Here is a 21,867-nt window from a genome sequence, read left to right on the forward strand (position 1 = left end):
GTACGTGTTTCCTCTGGTCAGACGGCTTTTCCCATGGTCGATGCGTCACAATGGCAGGTGACGACCAATCGTTTCTTGCCGGTACGTGGATCGGGCATGATGTGATCCACAAAAATGATGTCGAAGGCGATGTGGTCGAGACGTTTGCTGTGCAAAATCTGCCGCATCTGCTCGTCCACTTGAGTGCGGATATTGTTCTCATCGGCTTGTGCGCGACGCTCGGCGACCATCGTGAAAGCCTTGTCACCGGTTTTGGCGAACTGATAGTCCAGCAGTCCTTCCACGCAGAAGCCTTCGATAGCCAGTGGATGCAGGAATTCTCGACCGCCGCGCCCGTCATCGAACCACAACATATCTTCGTTGCGACTGAGCAACACATGAGACCGAGTAAAGGGATATTGTCGATTCGTTAGGCTGGGATCCGCCAAGGAAACACCATCGAATCGTGCCGCGGCACGTTCGCTATCGATCAGTTGGAGACGATCGGAAATACGATAGCGAATTAACGGTTGGGTGTAATTGGTGAGCGATGTGAGATACATCTGCCCATCGTCCACTTCGATGAGGTTCATATCGTCAAACAACACCATGCCATCCGTCGGGTCGCTTTCCACGCCGAGCGCCAGGGATTCGCTGGCACCGTAGAAATTAATTACTGCACAGCCAAATGTATTGGTAATCTGGGCGCGCAGGCCAGGATCCATCGGTTCGCCACAAGAGATGATCCGCTCAGGGCTGATGTGGATGTGGCCTTCATCAACCATTCTCATCAGTATTTTGATTGCCGACGGATAGCCGATAATCACCGTGGGCTTGAACACATTGATATGCACAATCCACTGTTCCAACGGCATATTGATATCAAGCGATATCTGTTCCAGTCCTAGGTCGCTGACGCCATCGCCTACGGCCATCACTCCGCCGTAGCGGCCATCGGTGGCGGCAATAAAGGCGACGCGTGGACGCCTGAATAGGAAACGCACCACCCATGGCAAACTTCTGTTCCATAAAGCGCCGCGGGTGATGGCGGCAAGCATACGATTCCATGCACAATCGTCATATACGAAGTATCCAGGTTTGCCGGTGCTGCCTGAAGAATGCACCACATGATAGCGCCCCAGGTAGGTGGATGCGGGATCGGATTCATCGGCATCAAAGGCACGTAGATCATCCAATTTCAATGCGGGATCGGTGACCAACGTGTCGAAATGCTGCATCAGTTCCTGCTTGTCGATGGTGGGCAAACGGTGCAGTTCAATGGTGGCAAGATCGGCGCGACTGATGCCGGCGGCGGCGAAACGCTCGCGGTAATACGGCGAATGATCCCACGCATGGTTGAGCAAGCGCCGCAGCATACGATCTTGTAAGCGACTCATGTGCTGGCGTGAATACCGAGTGCGGGCGTGGGCGGCAATGAATCTGCCGGCTAGAGCGAGACTGGGCATAATGGTAAATCCTTTCTGAAAACAATCAGTCACAGCGCGACGGTGAAGCTGTGTGTGTAATCCTCACGGTGGTAGTAGCGTGCGGTGTGTTCGGTCAGATCGTAGATGACGCTCCATTCGGTGGAGGCGAAGCCACCAAAGTCGTCCTTACTGACACTGTCAAGTGCGTCACGCACCTCGGCGATGCTCATGCGTGGCTTGCGTTGCAGCGTATCGGTCAGCTGATCGTATCGTTGGTGCGATTCCTCAGTGCCGATGCCGTGTTTGTCGCCATCGGCAAGATAGAAGTTGGTGAGCACGGAAGTATCAATTACTACCATGTCGTTGTTCACGTACTCGACGGCAACACTGTTGCCTTCGGCGTCGGCGATGGCTAAATGGATCATCATGCCCATGGACGAGTGCATGTCATACGCGCGCAGCAGCGTCAATGCCTCGTCAACATTGGCGGCTTGGTTGAGCAACAGGCGAATCGCCGTGGTAGTGGTCAGATCGGGTTTGTCAGTGTTCTGATCGATAGTTGCGGAATCCTGAATCATGTTCACCGAAACGGCAAGGCCCCGCTCATTCATGCCATCAAGCGGCGCATATAATGCGGCGATGGTGCGTGCATGGTCGGAGAGTTTGGACAGCATGCCATCGGAGCCTTGGTCAAGAAAATCCATGTTCACCGTAGTAATGGAAGCGTAGGCATCATCGGGATGGGATTCGACAATCATTGCCTGTACGTTTTCCCAGTCGAAGTTGCGTCCGAACAGCCAGCCGTCGCTGGTATTGCGCACGGCGATGGTGCTGCATCCGAACAGGTTGCCGATCAGGGCACCGATGGCTTCGCCGGCGAGCATGTGTTGCCCTAGATATTGCACCACTTGCGCATCGGAGGATGCACCGCCCTTATCGAGGAATTGGGAGAATCCGTCGTCGCCGGAGAACCGTGTCGCATCCAGTCCCTCTTCCAAGCTCGTTACCGTGTCACCAAGTGTTACCTGTGTTGCAGCTTCGCTATGAGAGCCGCCGGTCACCGTCACGGAATCCGATAACGCACCACTTTGCTCGCCATTGGCGGGAGCCGCGCAGCCGGTTGTCGCGAGCAACGCCGCAACGGTTGCGCCTGCAATAACAAGACGTGTGAGTGATCTGAACGGCGATGTCATGCGCGTTCCTCTCTGGGCCAATGGATACTCGATTGGTTCACAGGCTAAACGCGAGTCAAATTCATAGCAAATGTCTATACTTGATAACGACCCATACTCGACGAGCATGAATCACCAGACACCCTTCGTCATTCTGGTCCTTGGAGGTATCGATGAATCTTAGAGTCCTGCGGTATTTTCTTGCCGTCGTCGAAGAGGAAAGCATCACCGGTGCCTCCGATATCCTAATGATTTCCCAGCCCACGCTTTCACGTCAGCTTCGGGAGTTGGAGGAGGAACTCGGCAAGCAGCTGTTCATCCGAGGCAGCCGCACCATCACTCTCACACCGGAAGGCGAACTCTTGCGCGATCGCGCGCAGGAGATCATCGAACTCACCGACCGCACCAGCACCGAAATATCCACCATGTCCGACGAGATTGCCGGAGACGTCTATATCGGCGCCGGCGAATCCCACGCCATGCGCCTGTTGGGGCAGGTCACCCATGACCTTAGGGAGCAGCATCCGCGCATCCGCTGCAACCTGTTCAGCGGCAACGCCGTGGCCGTATCCGATCAGCTCGATAATGGCTTGTTGGATTTTGCGCTGGTTTCCATGCCCGCAGACACTGCGAAATATGATTACATCGAACTGCCAGCCACCGACACATGGGGGCTGCTGATGCGCAAAGACAGCCCGCTGGCCGAGCAGAAGTCCATTATGCCGGCCGATCTTGATGGGCTGCCGGTATTCGTCTCCTCGCAGCCTAAGGTGACCAACGAACTCTCTGGATGGCAAGGCACCAACACCGAGCGATTGAACGTCATCGGCACCTACAACCTGCTGTATAACGCGGCGATGATGGTCAGCGAGGGCGTCGGTTATGCCCTGTGCTTCGACCAGATTGCGAACACTTCCGAAGAAAGCAATCTGTGCTTCCGCCCGCTCGAACCACGTCTAAACGTGCGACATGCACTGATCTGGAAGAATTCGCGTACCTTCTCGCGCCCCGCCGCCGTCTTCCTCGACGCGCTGCGTGCGCGATTGGCAGCCATGGGCAGCACGTTCAGCCTATAAGCCCATAGCTTGCGCATAAGCCAAGCGCCGCGATGCGTTGGGTGCCACGCTGAACGCCCAGCACCCAACGCATCGCAAATCGCAGCATCACTGGACAGTGAGTATGGAGAAACTCCACGGGTCGGCGACGTAGCTTCCTGCACTCAGATCAACCGTTGTGGTTTGCGGTGATGTGGGTGCCTCGACGTCAAATCCGCCGTCACGCGGATCCGAGGCGGCCAATGTCACAACATGAACAGCATCCAAACCATCGAATTCCGACAACACGTCGCGCAGGTCGACCTGCATCGCATCCGCCGTCGCGTTCACCACACGAATATAGGTTTCCCCACGTTTCGTATTGCAGGCCATCGTGACGAAACGACGGTTTTCGACAGGGTTACCGACGCCATTGAGCCCGTAGTCCTTGCCATCGAGCGTGAGCTCGCCGTTGACGAACACCCGAATATGACGACCGCGATCCTTCACTTCAACACGCAGGTCATATTCGTCGCCGGGGCGGTAGGGGCCGCGATGGTTGTCGAACGGGATGCGGGCGGTTTCATATTCGCCGCTGGCAGCATCCCAAGACATCACACGCCACCAACGATCCATATGAATCCAATAATGGTTATGGCCTTTGCCTGCACCCAAGCGCAGCGCCACCGGCCGGCGGCCAAGCACATGGTTCACATGCATATCGAGGGTGTAGGCATCACCATGCAGATCGAGTCCCGCGTCGAAATATCCGGCACCATCGACGTACATATCTGGCACATTAACCACCTGTCCATCTGGCAACGTAACCGTGATGCCGGTGCAGTCGTTCACTGTGTCCGCAGGTGAATCGATGGCGAAGTTAATCGTATCGTCAACGTAACGTTCGATATGCTGAGGGCCGTCCAGCAGCACCTCACGCACACTATCGGCTGGCGTATGCATGAACATGCGCTGCACCCAATAGCTATAGGTGTGGTACGCACGCTGGCCGTCGAAGAAGATCAGATCGGGCACCCACTTGTGGTGACCGTTGCGTGCGAACAACGGCGCGTAGGAGGCCATGGATACCGCGTCGCCGTTGTATTCCATGTATTGCATGGCGCAGGCTTCGGCAAGACCGTTCAGGGCGAAATTCTCGTTGGATCCGTATTCGCCCACATAGATGGTCGAGCCGCCGCGCGGCACGTTGGTCTCGCCGTAGAAATCCGTGTGCCGGAACCACCATGCCGGCGAACGATAGGGATGTTCGTCGAGAATCGGTACGCCCAATGCGTTGCCGTAGGCGCGACCATCCATATATTCCCATCCACCGGAGGTGCCGACAACGGTGATTTCTGGGTGCGCCTCGGTGACTGCATGATAAATCTGTTCAAACCGACGCTTGAATGCCTCATCGATCTGATCCTCGTTGCCGATGCCCAGCATAGTCATGCCAAATGGTGCTGGATGCCCCATATCGGCGCGCACCTTGCCCCACGGCGTGGAGATGTCGCCGTTGGCGAATTCGATGAGGTCGAGCACATCCTGAACGTACCGCCCCATCTCGCTTTGCGGAAAGGCAACGGGCCCCTTTTGCGTACCTTGGCATGTTACGCCGGCGGGCAATACCGGCAAGGGGTCCGCACCGATGGTCTCGCACAGGCGGAAATATTCATAGAAGCCGATGCGGAAGCTCTGGTGGTAGCCCCAGATATTGAAATTATGTTTGCGATGCTCCACCGCACCGACGCTGTTCTTCCAATGGTAGACGTTGTCGATGCCGTTGCCGTGCACAATGCAGCCGCCGGGGAAGCGCATGAAGCTCGGACGCAGTTCGTCCAGCACCTGCACGAGATCAGAGCGAAAATGCTCCAAGCCCTTGTACAGCCGAGTGGGTTCTAGGCTGATGAAATCCACGGCGTAGATGCCGGATTGCGGGAATTCGATTCGCAATGCGCCCAAGGTCTCGTCCGCACAGGCTTCCAGCGTCGCCGTAACCTTGTTCCATCGACCTGTCGTTGCGATCACTTGCGCCGAACCGATAATCTCGCTGCGCTGATTCAGCAGCTGCACATTCACTGGCAGATCATGAGCGCCCTCTACCTTGGCCCACATTGAGAAGGTATACTGCTCCCCTGCCGTGAAGGTCATCCCGTCGAAACCATCGTTGGTCAGCCATGCTGGTCCGCCTTCCACTTCGACCACCGGATGATGAGGATTCTCTTCAGCAACCGGATCATCCGTGCTAATGGAAAACGCAGCATAGGTGCCCGGAGCATACTCTTTGTTCCAAAATGAATAGTTGGTCCACTGCGTATGGTCGGCATAGTTGTATTCAAAAGCACCGTTCTGCACAAGATCGGCGTTGAGCCCTCCATCGGCACCGTAGTTGATGTCTTCGAAGAAGATGCCCCACATTCCGGGATTGATGCTGCGCACCGTCGATCCTCTATGCGCTGTTAGTTTGTCGAGTGTCATGCCGCGTTGTCCTTTCGTCCGTGCCGCGACGTCGTTGTCATCATTATCTCGCGACTCCACATGAATGATAACGGTTTCTATTGTGCGACACACCATCACACAACAGCAGAATCCTTATATTTCCGCAGCAATTTGCAATAGTGCTGCAATATGGTTGCCACCATTGATTCGTTGCGTTACCATAAAATAGTAACCGTTTTCTATCAGATACTATGAAGGTGGCATCAATGACGATATCGACGGCATCTGCAGCAACGCAGAACAGCGAGAATCGCATCGTAATCAACCCGGCCCGAACCATCGGCACCGTGGATCCCAACGTGTTCGGCTCGTTCCTCGAAAATCTGCATCGCTGCATCTATGGCGGCGTCTACGACCCCGATTCCCCCGTTGCGGATGAGCGCGGGTTCCGCAAGGATGTTATGGAAGGCGCGAAAACCATGGGCGTCACCAACGTGCGCTTCCCCGGCGGTTGTTGGGCACCCTACTATCATTTCTACGATGGCATCGGCCCCAAGGAGAACCGCCCGAAAACCCTGTGGCGCAGCTATTACGGCGAACCACAGAACGATTTCGGCACCGACGAGTTCGTCGAATGGTGCCGGGAAATCGGCGCGGAACCCTACATTTGCGTCAATATGGGAACCGGCACCGTGGAGGAGGCCCGCAACTGGGTGGAGTATTGCAACGCGCCCGTCGGCAGCCAGTGGGCTGACAAGCGTGCCGCCAACGGCCACCCTGAACCCTTCAACGTCAAATACTGGTCGCTCGGCAACGAGATCGAAGGCAAATGGGAGCTGGGATACTGCGACAACGGCCACGATTACGTCAAGAAGGCCCGTGAATTCGCCATGGCGATGAAAGCCGCCGACCCGAACATCATTCTCGTGGCCAACGGCGCGCACTTCCCCATCATCGACGGCTACTATTCCGCACCTGGCGGCCGCTACCCCGAACCAGCCGACAACTGGAATCGCACCGTGCTCGACGAAATGTTCGGCTACATCGATTACATCTCCATGCATGACTATATCGGCAACGACTACAAGGATCGCATCCGTGACAAGCTTGCCGATATGACGCAAGAAGAAATCCACTATTACCTCGCCGAGGGCATGGGTTTCCTGGAGGACGCCTATCAGATTGTGCGCCAGGATATTAAGCTTGTGCAGCACAAGCACAGCAATCTCAAGCCGATCGGCATCGCGCTCGACGAATACAACCCGTGGTATCAGGAGGACAACGTCACCTTCAGTCCATACAATCTTTCGGACGCACTGCTGGTGGGCCAGTATTTCAATATCTTCCTGCGTAACGCCGATGTGGCAACGCTGTGCAATATGGCCCAGCTGGTTAATACGCTGCCGGCGCTGGTGGTGGAGCCGGGAACCGACCGCTACTATCGTCAGCCGATTTCGTTTATTCCCGAAATGTTCCTGCCGAACCGAGATGCCACAGCGGTAGATACCTGGACCAAGTCAACGCGACGCAAGGGCTGGTATTATCCGGATATTCCGCTTATCGACGCATCCGCGACGCTGGACGATAACAGCCGCACGTTGACCGTGAACATTGTGAACAATGATGCTGCCAACGAGCAATCCGTCGCCATCGAAGCGCTTGGGCTTGAGCTCGGTGATTACACTGCTCGCACGCTAACCGGCGATCTTGCGGATCGCAATGATTTCGATCATCCGAATGCAATCGAGCCGACCACCACGAATGGCACACTGCAGCAGGACGGTACAGTCACGCTCTCCCCAGCCTCCGTCACGGTGCTGCGTTTCGCATTGCACGGCTGATCAAGGAGGGCATACGCACAACACAACATAGCGAAGCGGGGCGCACCCACCAATTTGGGATGTGCCCCGCTTCGTTATTATGCGTCAATCGCAGGTACTGATCACAGGTACTGACCGGGATCAGGCTCTTCGCTGGCGTCACCGCCGAAATCGGAGCGATGCGTCTCGCCCTCATATTCGGGCTTCCACTCCAGCTTCGCCTCGCCGTTTGCGATTTCAATCGGCAACTGCACCATATAGGAGTTGCCCAGATCGTCCTTGTTCCAGCGGTCGCCGATGAACAGGAAGTGCTCGGAGTTGTATTCGTCTTCGTCCAGCGGGATCACGATATCGGTCTGGGAGTCCCAGGTGTGCGAGCCCTTGGGCGCGAACAGTTTCCATTCGCTCCACGGGCCGTGCAGGTCGCTTGCCGTGGCGTAGACGTTGTCGTTGGTGAACCATCCGGTCAGCAGGGAGCCGAACCAGTAGTAGGTGTCGCCCTTACGCACGATGGTCGGCGCTTCCACACCGAACCGGTAGTCGGTGGCACGCTCGCACGCCACATCCTCCACGATGGACAGATAATCGTCGGCAAGCTTGTAGATATGGCAGCCGTGGGCACGATCCTCGCTCATCACATAGCCAGATCCGTCCTTGTCTTGGAATACGCCGATGTCACGGCTGATGTAGCCCTTCCACTGCAGGGTGTAGCGGAATTCAAAGGGACCGACAGGGCTGTCGCCGATGGCGAACCCCAGATGCGCATACTGGTAATCCGGTGATTCCGCGTGGATAATCATCACGTATTTGCCGGTGCTCGGGCAGTGCAGTACCTTCGGACGTTCGCCGATCATGTCAGCAGACAGGGCACCGTCCGGTTGTACGTCCAGCACGATGCCGTGCGACTGCCAAGTATCGAAGTCGGTGGTGCTGTAGCACATCACACCTTGGAAGCGGTTTCCCTTGACTTTGTTCTCGCCATAGGCATACCAACGGTCGCCGAACCGCTGCACGCCAAGGCTATGCAGCTGGGCGACGTTGCCGTCGGTGTCATGCGCCAAAAACGCGCCGAATCGAGTGACCATAATGGATCCTCCTTAATCACATTAGTTATGAAAACGGTTTCTTACCTTACCTAGATTACCAGCACTTGCGCAGTTGCGCGAGCTTGGCGGCGTCAAGTCCAAGGAAATTTGCGATACGGCGATATCGCGAATCTTCAGGCGCGGGAATGCGTGCGAGATCGGTTACCGCCACAACCGTCGCCCCTGCGGCAAGACCCGCGCGAATGCCGGTCCCGGAATCCTCAAACACAAGACAATCCTTAATATTCGCGTCTGCCATATCCGCGGCAGCACGGTACCGATCCGGCGCCGGTTTTGCAGGCAACGAACTGTCTCCGGTAATCGCCCCGGCAAAAGAACCCGGCGGCACCGCCTCAAGCACATGCCTGGCCACACGCATTGGAGTGCCGGTGACCAGTACGGACGGAATGCCAACCTCAACCAATGACATCAGCAACGCCACCGCACCAGCCGCCCACGGAATGCCGCCGCCGGCAACAAGCTCATGCTCAACGGTTGATACCAAACGTTCGATAATCGCTTCTTGTGGCAGGGTGACTCCTTCGGCTTTCAGCACACGGGCACATTCCGGCAAACTCGCTCCTTCGAGTGCACGCTCGGCTACAGCAGACAGTTCAGGAACCGCTGCCCCGCTACGTTCAGCTATTGATTCGCGATACACAGCCCGTTCCGCTGCCAGCCATAGCCCGTCTGAGTCGATAAGCGTGCCATCCATATCCCACAGCACGGCAGCAGGAAACAACGAATGCCTTGCTTGCCGATTACTCATTGCCGTTCTCCCTATTCGTCTGTCGTATCGCCTAAGCCGTGCCAACACAATCCAACCTACAGCTACGCAGGCCACTTCACCCCTATGTGAGACTTGCTGATTACAAACGCACAATTACACGACATGAATGAGCAGAATCCTTCTACCAGCAATCACCAGCATCTCTACAATGATGAACGAATATAGTGATTAACCAAACCGGCGCTAATACATGGATGTACGACCAATGAACGATTCATCAATAACGGCTGAGCAAACCACCAGCCATTCTGTCACCAATACTCTTAACGTCCTAGCAGCACCACCTCATTCTGGTATCGCCGTCGCCGGATCGTCGCCAGACGGCCGCGCAATACGCGGCGTGACGTTGCAAAGCGGCTCGCTGTCGGCAACCATTATCGAATACGGAGCGCGACTGACCTCGCTTACCGTTCCTAATGCTGATGGACAACCGACCAACGTGGTGTTAGGACTGCCATCGTTGGATGCGTATCTTGCCGATGATGTGTGCATGGGTGCTGTGATGGGGCGCAACACCAGCCGCATCAGTGGCGCGCGATGCGCAATCGACGGCCGCGAATACCAGTTGGCAGACAATGACAACGGCAATAACGCGCACAGCGGGCCACACGGTTTCGAACGCACCCTGTGGACGATCGATGACGGTTCATTCGACGGCAGCAGTGTCACCCTGCGGTTCATCAGCCCCGACATGAGTCAGGGATTCCCGGGCACGCTCAACACCCGCGTAACCTACACGCTGACTGACGACGCGTTGGAGATCAGATTCGACGCAATCAGCGATCAAGATACTCTCTGTAATCTCACCTCGCACACGTATTGGAATCTCAACGGAGCTACGCGACAATCCTCAATCGCCGACATCACCAATCAGCCAGTCGATGCGATGAACCATATGCTGCACATTGCCGCAGACCGTTACTTCCCCACCGATGAGGCATTCCTTCCCTATGATGCCGCTCCGGTTGACAGTACGCCTTTTGATTTTCGGCAAGGCCGCAGGCTTCGTGACGCAATCGACGCATCGCCGCATAACCGTCAGATAGCTATTGGTCGGGGATATAATCACGCTTTCGATTTCGCCAACACCTACAACGATGCCCATGACAACACCCACGACAGCGACCTTCCCCTTGCACCAATGGCGACGCTGACCGGCGAACGTAGCGGCATCACGATGACGTTGAGTTGCGATGCACCTGCGCTGGTGGTGTATTCCGCTGGCTGGTTCGACCATATTGTCGGACGTGACCAGCAAGTCTACGGCCCGGGTGCTGGCATCGCGTTGGAGCCCGGCTTTGTGCCCAATGCCATTAATAACACCCATGGCGGCACGACGCCGTCACCGTTGCTCAAGGCTGGTGAGCACTATCGCATGACGATTCGCTATACATTCCAGTCGTAGCCGATCCTGAACAACGATCCCAGATAACAATGTGGGCGGTGGAAACATCCGAAAGGATGATTCACCGCCCGCATCATGCATTACTCGAATCGGGAACCACGCTCTTAGAACTATCGCAGCGTGTGGCGGTGTTCGAGTTCGTCGAGGAATAGATTGGCTTGGATATGGCTCGGATCCTCAACGAGGGCTTCGGACAGCAGTTCGCACGCCTTGCCTGTGTTGCCCAGGCCGATGTTGGCGAGGGCCATCACGTACTCGCAGTGCGTGTGGTTCATTCTGGTGTAGTCCTTGTCGTAGATGAGGAAGTCAGGCAGAGACACGGCGAAGTATTCGATGCCGACCTTATCGCCCAAGTGCTGTTCACCGAAGTCGAGCAGACGGTAGAAGCGCGCGTTGGCCGGGCCGGTCTCGCCGAGTGCCCGGTGCGCCAGCCCCTGGAAGAGGATCATTTCGGCGGGCTGGTCGTTGTAGTACATCGCGCCCTTCACCTCGTCGGGGCCGATGGTCGCCCGACGGAACTCAGCCGTCGCGGCCTGTTCGTCACCCAACTGGCGTTCGACCACGCCCAGATAGTAGTGCAGGTCGTTGTCCTTCTGCCCTTCGAGCTTGCCTTCGCCCAAGTTATGCGGATACGTCTGCGCCTCAACCAGCAACTCCTTGGCCCGCACCCAATCCTTGGCGGCCATGGCATCCTTGGCCAGCAGGGTGAGCGCGATGCGATACTGCGCGGTGATCTTGCCTTCACCGCCCTCCCATGGGTGGAACCGGCGCTTGCCCATGAGCTCGTAGGCCTTGGCGTGGTTGCCGGTGAGGTTGAGCACGGTCAGATACTCGATGGTCAGATCGTCACGGCCCTTGACCACGTCAAGGTGCTGTTCGAATTCCTCCAGTCTGCGCTCGTAGCTCCATCCCAAAGTGCGGTGCAGCTGGTCGAGTTCGAGGAACACACGTGGATCGGACTCGTCCAAAAGGAACGCCTCCTTCATTTCGGCGAGCGCCTTGCCCGCATCATGCCGCTTGTTGTAGTAAGCCAGCGACAGGTTGCGGTGCACAGTCGGGAAGGCCGGGTCCGCAGCCTTGCTGCGCTCCCACAATGCGATGGCGGCGTCGAACTGCAGACGGTCATAATACAGACAACCGAGATAATACGGAGCCTTGGCCTCAGCACCGAGTTCCATGGCTCGGCGCAGCACGGCGATGTCCTCAAGTTTGTTCGGGAAGCAGCAGTAGCTGTCGGCTTGTTCGGCCAATGCCGCATATCGTTGCGCCTGATCGTCGTGCCCCAGGATGTCGTGATAGTACGCCTGATAATAGTTCACCATGGGATCATGCTGATCAGCATGTGACAGCACGCCCAGCGCCTCGTCCCATGCACCGAACGACGCGTATTCGCGGGCTGTTTTGAGGTAATTCTGCGCGAAACCACGCATCAACGCGAACACTCGCTCGTCCCCGTTCGTCAGGAACTGCTCGTAGCCAGAGACGAAATCGAACACATCAGCGGCAAGATTCTCAGCAAGCTGGGCACCGGCCTCTTGAGAACGCCCCAGCATGCGCAACAGGTAGGCTTTGAGACCACGGGCGCGCATATTCTTGGCGTTCCTCACCAAACCACGCTCCACATAGTCGAGCGCCTCAGTCCATGCGCCACGTTTGGCGGCGAGCGCGGCCATATGATAGTAGGCCGTCTCCTGCTGAGCGCCGTCCCATATGGCTTTGTAGAACGCATCGAATGCTTCATTGTCATTGCCGAGGAAGCGTTCGGCCAAACCGAGGTTGCAGTATGCTGCGGAATCGTAGGGGTTGGGGTTGCGCCAGGTCAGCCGTTCGATCGCCCGCTCGAAATGCTCCTTGGCTGTGTCGAATACGCCGCGGCGCATAAGCAGCAGACCATAGGCGTTGTTGATGCGTGCGTCGCCGGGATCGCGTTTGAGGCCTTCCAGATAGTAGGGGTCGGGCAGATACGTCGCGTGACGGTACTGTTCCAGATGCTGCGCGGTGAGGAACAGTTCCTCGTTGGTGGCGATGTCTGCGGGTGCGGCGGCGGCCTGCGCGGGCTCGGGTAGTTTGTCGATCTTCTCTGGTTGCGGTGTGTAGTGCACCAACGTGCGCCCGGTTTCAAGGTCACGAACGCTGACAGTGATCAGAGTCGCTTCGATGCCGTCTGTGTCGAATTCGAAGCGCTGGACATCGACCGGTGAGAGGAGTACGTTTTTTTCGAACAGCACGCGTTCAGATGTCTCACTCACTCCCGGCGCACCGGCACCGTTCTTATCGGAAGCACTCACTGTGATACGAGCATGCTCAAACAGCTGCGTGGCGTATACGGTGACGCGTCCCTGTCCGGCGGTTAGTCCCTCGCCGTCGACGCCCTCGCGCTCCCCCGCGGCCTTCGCCGGATCCACCGGACCGAACTCGAGATTCACCGCGGCATCAAGCGTGGCATTCTTGACCAATCCCACGCCCTTGTACGGCATGAAGTACTGCGTGAACTTCTTCGACTCGAACGGCTTGAGCCAGGTGAAATCGGGCTGGTTATCGGTGTACACGCCGGTCATAAGCTCCGCATACGGGCCATTCTCGTCCGTGAGGTTCCTGTCCCATGCCTGGCCGAAATCACCGCAGCCCCACACCCACTGCTTCTTGCCCGGGCTGATGTGATGGTCGGCGTAATGCAGGATGCCCGCGCCCACGCCGAAATCATAGCCGCCCACGAAATCGTACTCGCTACCGGCCGCCATGTAGGAGGTCGGCACCGGCACATTCTTGTAGCGCCCGATATCCACACCCTCGGAATAGTCGTGCTTGTAATACGTGCCCGTGGCGATCGGATAACGGGAGACGTCGCGCTTGCCGTGATCCATCACGGCGGTCACGTCCGGCGGCATGACGGTGCGCGTGTGCTCGTTGACCGGCACGGCCGGGTTGGCCCACCACAGGAAGGTCTGCGGGAAACTGGTGCCGTTGTACAGATCGCCGGTGATCTCAATGTATGCCTTGCCCGGATGCAGCGCGATGGTGGTGACGACCTCGGTGCCGTGGATCTGGTCGACGTCATGGCACTGCACGCCCCTGCCGCCATCAGGCAAATCAACCAATTGGTAGTCCACCGGCATGTACGTGGTCGGACGGTGGTGCTGTGGCCAGTTGAACTCGATGCCACCGGAGATCCACGGGCCGGTCAGGCCGACCAGCGCCGGCTTGATCACATCATTGCGGTACACGAAGTCGTAGCCGTTGGTCTTGTCCCTCGCATACTGGATGCGACCGCCCAGTTCGGGCAGCACCGTCACCTCAAGATACTCGTTCTCGATAATGACCGCCTTGTATTGCTTGTCGGTTTTCTCGTCTTTGATGGACTCGATCACCGGATACGGATACACCTTGCCCGTCGAGCCTTGGTAGACACGCTTCTCAATGAACTGAGGGTTCTTATCCGGCGCCCCGATCTCATAGGTGGGAATGGTGATGACGGTGTCGCTGACACTTACATCCGACTGACGCATATGCACTCCTTGCTTGCCTTGCCAACACAACTTCTATGTTGATTTCCTTCACCAGCTTATATGCGTATATCATTGCAATACCTTGTATCTTTGCGCTATCATTAATAAAAATTGCTATTCAGCCTATTCTTTGTCACATTCAAGGAGCAAGCGGCATGAAACCTGCGGAACGCAATATCATCGATGAGGATTCTGACTTCTTTATCTATACTCCCAGCATGATGGCGAGGCACGCGTTGCTCTACCCGCTGCGCGTAGGGCATTTCCATTACCAGGCCGGCTATCGTCAGTCACGTCGTTCATTTGACAGTTTTCTCGTGATGACCATCATTCGCGGCACGGCCACCATTACCGTCAGTTCTGGAACATTCACCGCACGATCCGGTCAATTCGTATTAATCGATTGCTATGCGCCGCACGCTTATTCATTCCCTACGGATAGCGAGGTGCTGTGGCTGCATTTCGATGGCGTCAACGCGCGCGGATATTTCGATCTCATCACGCAACACTCTCCCGTCATCACACTGCGCGACGCAACATATGCCGCTACACGGTTGAATCGCCTGTATCGCATATTCGAGCAATCTCAGCCCATTACGGAGCCCACGTTGGCCAAACTCATTACCGACGTGCTTACGGCCTGCGCAATCGCTGCAAGCACCGCATCATCAGACGACCGCGATGACGCTCCGCAATCCGCGGTATTCGAAGACGTTCTTGCCTATATCACAGCGCATCTGTCCGAACCGTTGCCAGTTCAGGAACTTGCCGCTCAGGCGTTCATGAGTGAATATCATTTCATCCGGGCATTCAAGAAGAACGTCGGGTACACGCCGCACGCCTACATCATGGATGCGCGCGTCAACGCTGCGAAATACATGCTCGCCAATTCCGATGCATCACTGCAACGTATCTGTGCCGATTGCGGATTCTCCGCACCAAGCGCATTGTGTGCCGCGTTCAAACGCAGCACGGGCATCACTCCTATGCAATTTCGGCAACAGTCAAAGCATGGCGAAAACAATAATTAGTATCAATGCAACACGTTCTGACGGTGCAGTCAGCTATCGTTTCAACCAATCAGCTGCGCTCACTACCCGGATACCATTCGATTGAAAACTATCGGCCACCCGCGCCACGACGTACCGTTCGTTTGCCGGCACACTGAGCTGTTCACCCACCGTGCCAAGGCTCTTCGCGAAACGGTCATGATAGGTCTGACCGGATTTAATTTCAATTATCTGCGGATGATGCATATCCGTGTAGTCAAAAAGATCCACCTCGATCTTGCTGTCATCACGGTAGAACATGAGTCGGGGATCATGCCCTTCATTGAAATGTCGTTTCATAGTTTCGGCGACGATCAGATTCTCGAATACCATGCTCAGATGAGGCGAAACAAGCAAATCCTCAATAAGTAGAAATTACCATAATCCGCAAGTACGGATTACCAAAATCTGCAAGTATCATTGAGAACGTCAATGATTGCAACGGTTTTCAACCAATGCTAAAAGAGGGCGCATCCTCACGGATGTGTCATCGCCTCGCATCCCGCTGCCCCAACAGTAACCGATTTCTACAATATATCAAAACACAACATGTAATATCACAATAATGCTGATATTATTGGGCTTATAACAACAGTAAACAGTTACCTTTCTTATTGCTATACCCTCACAAGCAAAGGATCACCATGACCAATGAAGTCCCAGCATCCGCAATCCCCTTATCAGTCACGCTCAATCCTGCTGACAGACGCAACATCAGCACCGATTTGTGGGGAATCTTCTTCGAGGACATCAACTACGCCGCCGACGGCGGCATCATGAGCGAACTCGTGCAAAACGGGGCATTCGAGTACCGCCGCGAGGATTCGATTAATTGGCGCAGCTACACCAGCTGGAACAAGTCCATTCCCGACGGATCGGTTGCAGCATTCAGCCTATCCACCACGGATCCGCTTGCCCAAGAGAACCCACACTACGCCGTCATTGAGGTCGAACATGGCTCGGCATCACTGACCAATCTCGGCTTCGACGGTATGGCATTCCGCCGCGGCAAGGACTACGCCTTCTCGATCTGGACGCGCAATGCTTCCCCTGGTGCCATGCCAATGTCGCTAAACGTTGAATTGCTCGGCGACGGCGGCATTGTCATCGCCGCTACCTCACTATCCATCGCGAACCGCCAATGGACGCAACTGCATGCAACGCTCACGGCCGGCGCCGATGCCTCGCAGGGCCGGCTACGTCTTGTCTTCGCAGGCGAAGGCACCGCCCACATCGACTTCGTGTCACTTGAACCGACTGAAACGTTCCGCGGACTGCAGCATTTCCGCCCTGATCTTGTCAAAGCACTGGCCGATCTCAAACCGGCATTCGTGCGATTCCCCGGCGGTTGCATCGTGCATGGCAAAGGCTATGAGAACATGTACCACTGGAATCGCACAGTGGGCCCGGTGGAGCACAGACCCCACCAATTCAACAGCTGGGGCTACCATCAGAGCTTCCGCCTGGGCTATTACGAGTATTTCCGTCTATGTGAGACCATCGGAGCGAAACCACTGCCCATTGTTGCCGCCGCGGTTAGCTGCCAATTCAGCGATCAAGGCCCTGTCCCTGTTCCTCAAAGCGAAATGCAGGACTACATCGACGAAGTGCTGGACTTGATCGAATTCGCCAATGGTCCGACAGATTCCCATTGGGGCAGAATTCGCGCTGAGATGGGTCATCCCGAACCTTTCGGATTGACAATGCTGGGTCTGGGCAACGAGGATGCCATTAACGACGTCTTTGAACGTAGGTTCCGCCAGCTGTATCAGGCGGTGACAGCAGCCCACCCGGAGATCACCATCGTGGGCACCGTCGGGCCGGCTCCGTCAGGACATGATTTTGATGAGGGATGGCGGTTCATGCGCGAACTTCATGTGCCGATCGTGGACGAGCACGCCTATCAGTCACCGAGCTGGTGGTTCCAGAACCTCGACCATTATGACCATGTCGATCGCAAGGGGCCGAAGGTGTATTTCGGCGAGTATTCAGCCAACGTCTGGAACGCGCACCCGCTGGTCGGCGCACTGGGCGAGGCCGCGTTCATGGCGAATATGGAACGCAACGGCGACGCCGTAGCCATGTCGTCCTATGCGCCTCTGTTCTGCAACATCAATCATGCCCAATGGAAGCCGGATCTTATCTATTTTGACAACAAAACCGTGCGTCTGCCCTACAGCTACTGGGTGCAACACATGTTCTCGACCACAACCTGCGATGAAGCATATCCGGTGAATGTCGCCGGAAATACCACCGTGCGGCGAGATCTGAGCGATCGGATCCGACTAAATTTCCGCACCAACAGGGCCGACGTCGACATCACCGACATCACATTCTGCAATGATGAGACAGGCGACACCATTCCCCTATGCGATGTGCATCTGCGCGGCAGCGATGTGGCGACAGCATTGGATACTGTAGCGGAACGCTACACACTGCGCATGCATGCGTCTTGGAAACACGTCGCTTGGGGTTTCTCTCTGCAATTTGGTGATTTTGGAGATTTCAAGGACTCCAACGAGATTAACTTCGGTCGCGGAGGCTCCCGCTTGCGCGTGATTCGTGACGGCAGCGGATACTCGCTGGGTGAATATCAAGGCCCAGTCACCGCCCAATTGGATGATGGGAATGAATGGGACATCGAAGTTCGTGTCGCCGATCGCGGGCGTTCCCTGTCTCTATTCGTCAACGGGCAACTGCTGGCAAGCGGCCAAGAGAATCCGGACGAGCCACGGCGCATTATCACCGTGGCACGCGACTCGGCTGCGCGGAACACCTATGTGCGCGTGATCAACGGCTCGTCCGCCCCGCTTGATATCGATGTCTCCGATGTGCTGGGTGCACTGCATATCGATGGGCAGAGCGCCCGGAACGCAGCCATTGACGTGCTGGCCGGTGACGATCCGTATGCCGGAGCAATGTTCGAAAACTCCCCCACCATGCCGAGCACCCATGCGTTAGACCTTTCCGATGGCCTATTTGAGGTGCCTGCCTGGAGCCTGTGCGTGGTGACTCTGCCGGAGCAGACAACATCGCGCGAATAGCGACAAATGTACAAACAGTTGCGCCCGTCACATCGAATGATATGACGGGCGCAACTGGTATGACGCGAATTTTCCTTGCAATCAGTCCTTGATGGTGATGATGGAGAAGCTCCATGGCTCCGCTTGGACAACACCTTGGCAAGCACTCAGGTCAAGCGCACACTGTTGAGGCTGCTCAGGGTGACATGAGGCTGGTCGCGCGGGCCCAGATGCACGCTTACCGCGGGCACGCCACCACCATGCCGCATATGCATGCGTACGGTGAAATCCTCAGCCTTCAAACCAAGACCACAGTCGATCGGCTCGCCCGATTGCGAACATACCCACATGGGAAACGCATATTCCTCCCCCGGCTGTGAACGTCATGCCATCCCAGCCGGCGTTGCTCAGGTATGCCGGCACCCATTATGGCCGAATTCTTGTGTGACTCATTGTTGCGTAGGAGGCATTACCGATGCGCGAATCACCAGCCGGGTCGGCACTGTCACATCATGGCGAGTGTCGTCCAAGCCAAGCTTCACCGCGATTTCGCCCATTTCGAAATACGAGGCATGCACCGTGGTCAGCGGCACGATGAAATCATCCGCGTAATCAAGATCATCGAACCCGCCGACGGAGATGTCTTGGGGAATGTTGAGCCCCATTTTGCGCACTCCCGCCATGGCATGCAGGGCCAATTCGTCCGTGGATCCCACAATCGCAGTGATTTCGGGATGACTGCGCAATACAGTCATCGTGTTGGTCATATCCGACAACCGTTCGCCCACATCTTGGATGGCCATCGTCTCGTCGAAATCAATGCCATTGTCCGACAGCGCACGAAGGAAACCCTGGTATCGCTGCCAGCGGGCACCACCGGTATTCAATCCCATGAATGCGAAATGGCGATGCCCCAACGAAATCATGTATTTCGTCAGCTCGTAGGCTCCCTGCTCGTTCTCATAATCAACGACATCGATATCCTGCGAGAAATTCAACCTTGGCCATGCCAACATGACCAGTGAGGCTCCCACTGTTTTGAACTTCTGGAAGTTATCGTTGAACGAATCAATCACCGTTGGTGTGATGCCGGAATCCGGCGTCATTACCACCAAGCGCGGCCTGTATGAGAGGATTTCCGAAATCGTTTTTTCGGGATCGGTCCAATCGCCTCCTGTGGTAAGGATATGGAATTGCAACTGTTGCCTGCGCGCCTCGGATTCTACACCTGCGGCCATATCCGCATACGTGCCGCCAGACACGCAACGCTGCACGAGAATCGCCGTTTGAGGTTGGCTGGTAATCGTTGCCGCGGCACGATTGGGCACATACCCCAAACGACTGATTGCCGCGTTGACTTTTTTGCGGGTGCTGTCCCCTACCGGATAACCGCCATTGACCACGCGTGATACTGTCGCCACGGAGACTCCGGCCGCTTGGGCGACATCGCGAATGCCCACCACTCCGGTTTTTGCTGGTCCGGAACGTCCTTTGTTTTCAGTCATTGCACACCTTTGCTTGTCGTGCGGTTATCTTCGCATGAATTGCTGACAGTTCAGCGTTGCTCTGATGCTTCCTTTCCGCATATGCTGACCGATCGGGTGTAATCGCCTACAGCGATGCCGGCCTCATCCATTGTTCGGCACACCTCGCCATTGCGTACAAAACCGCTGATTGTCACATCCTCAACTGTATGCTCCGGCGAGTATCCGACGATCTGCGAAGGCAGTTCATTCTCAGCACCGTTCACGCTCACGTTTTCCACTCGCACATGGCGGATTGAGTCGCCGGGAATGGGATTGTAATCTTTATTGAAGCACACGCGGAAATCGATCACGCGGCCGCGCCGGAACCGTTCGATGCGGATATTGCGATAGGTCACATCGCTTACCGCATTGCCGTCGCCTGGATTGATGGCCATCACGCCCATGTAGTTCGGCTGATGCTCATCATGTTCCAATACGTCAATGTTCTCGAACAAAATGTGATCTATGGTGTCACCGCCGCCATGCTCGTGGTCGCCGTGCGTGCCGATCACCGTGGGGTGCGCAACATCAGGCCACAGCGTGCAGTCGTGCACCTCAACGTTGGCGACGCTGCCACGATATTCCCAACGCGAGCAATAGATGGCGACGCAATCGTCGGAGGTGCGCAGGAAGCAGCCGGAAATATGCACATTGCTGCAGGCCATCATGTCAAGGCCGTCGCTCCAGCCCTCACAGCTGAAGGACTTGACGTTGCGCACGGTCACGTCTTGGGATGAGCCGAACATCACGGTGTAGTGCGGCGGGTTGATGAACATCATGCCGTCGAGCGTGACATGCTTGGAAAATCCGATGGTCAGGCCGCATACGCCGGAGAATCGGTTGAATGAGGCCAGATTAGTGATGCCGCGTCCCAACAGATGCACGTCCTGGGCATGATTGACGCGAAATGCGCCTTCCATCACCGCGCCGCCGTCGAAGATGAGCGTGGTGTGGCTGGGCAGATCCATCACACAGTCCTCAATGTAGTGATAGCCGGGCTTGACGCGCACTGTAACCATCGCACCAGCCGGCTTGTTGGCGCGAGCCGCCTCGATATCGCGCAGCACCTGACGGCGGAACATGGAAGCACCGTTAAGGTTGCCTTCCACAACCACGTCGGCGTCGATGGCATCCCATGCGCGCACCTCGGTCAAATCCCCTGCGAACAGATGCAAATTGTGCCGCCGGTCTCCATTGAGTTCCACTGAGCAGTTCACCGGCCGGTCGAGTGTGAACGTCAGCCTACGTTGCTCGACATTGGGCACCAATCCCAGGCTCAGCGGGCGAATTTCGGCACCATACGTGTAGTACCAGCCAACTTTGGCGACCTCAACCTCGACAGGCCCATCGGCGAAGTCGAAGAAGGCCATCGACGCTTCGGTCACGTCATGCATGTTGACACGCACGCGATACGTCGGCACGCTCTGCCACGCGTCATCGCCGGCCCCTACCGGACGCACACGCACCGTATAGTCGTTCTGCAGCACCGCCAGACGAGGCGCTGGATAAGTGCGAATCGTTGCACAGCTTGCTGCCTGAGAATTCTGGGACATTATCATCTCCATGATTGTTATTGCGTGCGATGCGTTATGCCATCGGCCGCCCCAAGCAA

The 21,867-nt window shown here is 56.3% G+C and carries 15 protein-coding genes; 5 read left to right on the forward strand and 10 right to left on the reverse strand.

Going from position 1 to position 21,867, the window contains the following annotated elements; genetic code table 11:
• Positions 1-17 precede the first annotated feature (17 nt).
• Together G1C95_RS08055 and G1C95_RS08060 are read right to left on the reverse strand one after the other, a co-directional pair.
• Positions 18-1,445: a phenylacetate--CoA ligase family protein gene (locus G1C95_RS08055; protein ID WP_169172427.1), complete on the reverse strand. Its 1,428-nt coding sequence runs from the start codon at positions 1,443-1,445 to the stop codon at positions 18-20.
• A gap of 29 nt (positions 1,446-1,474) precedes the next feature.
• Entirely contained in the window at positions 1,475-2,599 is a 1,125-nt protein-coding gene (locus G1C95_RS08060) for a carcinine hydrolase/isopenicillin-N N-acyltransferase family protein (protein WP_169172428.1), read from the reverse strand.
• Between the two features lie 152 nt (positions 2,600-2,751).
• On the opposite strand from G1C95_RS08060, the gene G1C95_RS08065 reads away from it, so the two are divergent.
• Positions 2,752-3,654, forward strand: coding sequence for a LysR family transcriptional regulator (locus G1C95_RS08065; protein ID WP_169172429.1), 903 nt, complete (start codon positions 2,752-2,754; stop codon positions 3,652-3,654).
• An 87-nt stretch (positions 3,655-3,741) separates the two neighbouring features.
• Here the strand turns inward: G1C95_RS08065 and G1C95_RS08070 are convergent, their stop codons facing one another.
• On the reverse strand, positions 3,742-6,090 hold the full coding sequence (locus G1C95_RS08070) for an alpha-L-arabinofuranosidase C-terminal domain-containing protein (RefSeq protein WP_169172430.1): 2,349 nt from the start codon (positions 6,088-6,090) through the stop codon (positions 3,742-3,744).
• 227 nt (positions 6,091-6,317) lie between these two features.
• Here G1C95_RS08070 and G1C95_RS08075 point away from each other — a divergent pair, with 227 nt between their 5' ends.
• Positions 6,318-7,892, forward strand: a complete 1,575-nt coding sequence (locus G1C95_RS08075; RefSeq protein ID WP_169172431.1) for an alpha-N-arabinofuranosidase — start codon at positions 6,318-6,320, stop codon at positions 7,890-7,892.
• Between the two features lie 101 nt (positions 7,893-7,993).
• On the opposite strand, the gene G1C95_RS08080 is transcribed toward G1C95_RS08075, so the two are convergent.
• Together G1C95_RS08080 and G1C95_RS08085 are read right to left on the reverse strand one after the other, a co-directional pair.
• Positions 7,994-8,956, reverse strand: coding sequence for a family 43 glycosylhydrolase (locus G1C95_RS08080; protein ID WP_169172432.1), 963 nt, complete (start codon positions 8,954-8,956; stop codon positions 7,994-7,996).
• 55 nt (positions 8,957-9,011) lie between these two features.
• A complete protein-coding gene (locus tag G1C95_RS08085) occupies positions 9,012-9,725 on the reverse strand; it encodes an HAD family hydrolase (RefSeq protein WP_169172433.1) in 714 nt (237 codons plus the stop codon).
• A gap of 226 nt (positions 9,726-9,951) precedes the next feature.
• Here G1C95_RS08085 and G1C95_RS08090 point away from each other — a divergent pair, with 226 nt between their 5' ends.
• A complete protein-coding gene (locus G1C95_RS08090; RefSeq protein WP_169172434.1) occupies positions 9,952-11,151 on the forward strand; it encodes an aldose epimerase family protein in 1,200 nt (399 codons plus the stop codon).
• A gap of 110 nt (positions 11,152-11,261) precedes the next feature.
• On the opposite strand, the gene G1C95_RS08095 is transcribed toward G1C95_RS08090, so the two are convergent.
• On the reverse strand, positions 11,262-14,657 hold the full coding sequence (locus tag G1C95_RS08095) for a DUF5107 domain-containing protein (protein ID WP_169172435.1): 3,396 nt from the start codon (positions 14,655-14,657) through the stop codon (positions 11,262-11,264).
• A gap of 155 nt (positions 14,658-14,812) precedes the next feature.
• On the opposite strand from G1C95_RS08095, the gene G1C95_RS08100 reads away from it, so the two are divergent.
• A complete protein-coding gene (locus tag G1C95_RS08100) occupies positions 14,813-15,688 on the forward strand; it encodes an AraC family transcriptional regulator (protein ID WP_169172436.1) in 876 nt (291 codons plus the stop codon).
• Positions 15,689-15,721: 33 nt separating this feature from the next.
• On the opposite strand, the gene G1C95_RS08105 is transcribed toward G1C95_RS08100, so the two are convergent.
• On the reverse strand, positions 15,722-16,039 hold the full coding sequence (locus tag G1C95_RS08105) for an ATP-binding protein (protein WP_169172437.1): 318 nt from the start codon (positions 16,037-16,039) through the stop codon (positions 15,722-15,724).
• 311 nt (positions 16,040-16,350) lie between these two features.
• On the opposite strand from G1C95_RS08105, the gene G1C95_RS08110 reads away from it, so the two are divergent.
• Positions 16,351-18,750: an alpha-L-arabinofuranosidase C-terminal domain-containing protein gene (locus G1C95_RS08110; RefSeq protein WP_169172438.1), complete on the forward strand. Its 2,400-nt coding sequence runs from the start codon at positions 16,351-16,353 to the stop codon at positions 18,748-18,750.
• A gap of 146 nt (positions 18,751-18,896) precedes the next feature.
• Here G1C95_RS08110 and G1C95_RS08115 read toward each other — a convergent pair whose 3' ends face one another.
• From G1C95_RS08115 to G1C95_RS08125, 3 genes are all read right to left on the reverse strand, one after another.
• A complete protein-coding gene (locus G1C95_RS08115; protein WP_169172439.1) occupies positions 18,897-19,079 on the reverse strand; it encodes a hypothetical protein in 183 nt (60 codons plus the stop codon).
• A gap of 99 nt (positions 19,080-19,178) precedes the next feature.
• Positions 19,179-20,234: a LacI family DNA-binding transcriptional regulator gene (locus G1C95_RS08120; RefSeq protein ID WP_169172440.1), complete on the reverse strand. Its 1,056-nt coding sequence runs from the start codon at positions 20,232-20,234 to the stop codon at positions 19,179-19,181.
• 50 nt (positions 20,235-20,284) lie between these two features.
• Positions 20,285-21,808, reverse strand: coding sequence for a glycosyl hydrolase family 28 protein (locus G1C95_RS08125; protein ID WP_169172441.1), 1,524 nt, complete (start codon positions 21,806-21,808; stop codon positions 20,285-20,287).
• Positions 21,809-21,867: the final 59 nt, after the last annotated feature.

This window comes from Bifidobacterium oedipodis (assembly GCF_012932425.1).
In the GTDB taxonomy this organism is placed as follows: Bacteria; Actinomycetota; Actinomycetes; order Actinomycetales; family Bifidobacteriaceae; genus Bifidobacterium; species Bifidobacterium oedipodis.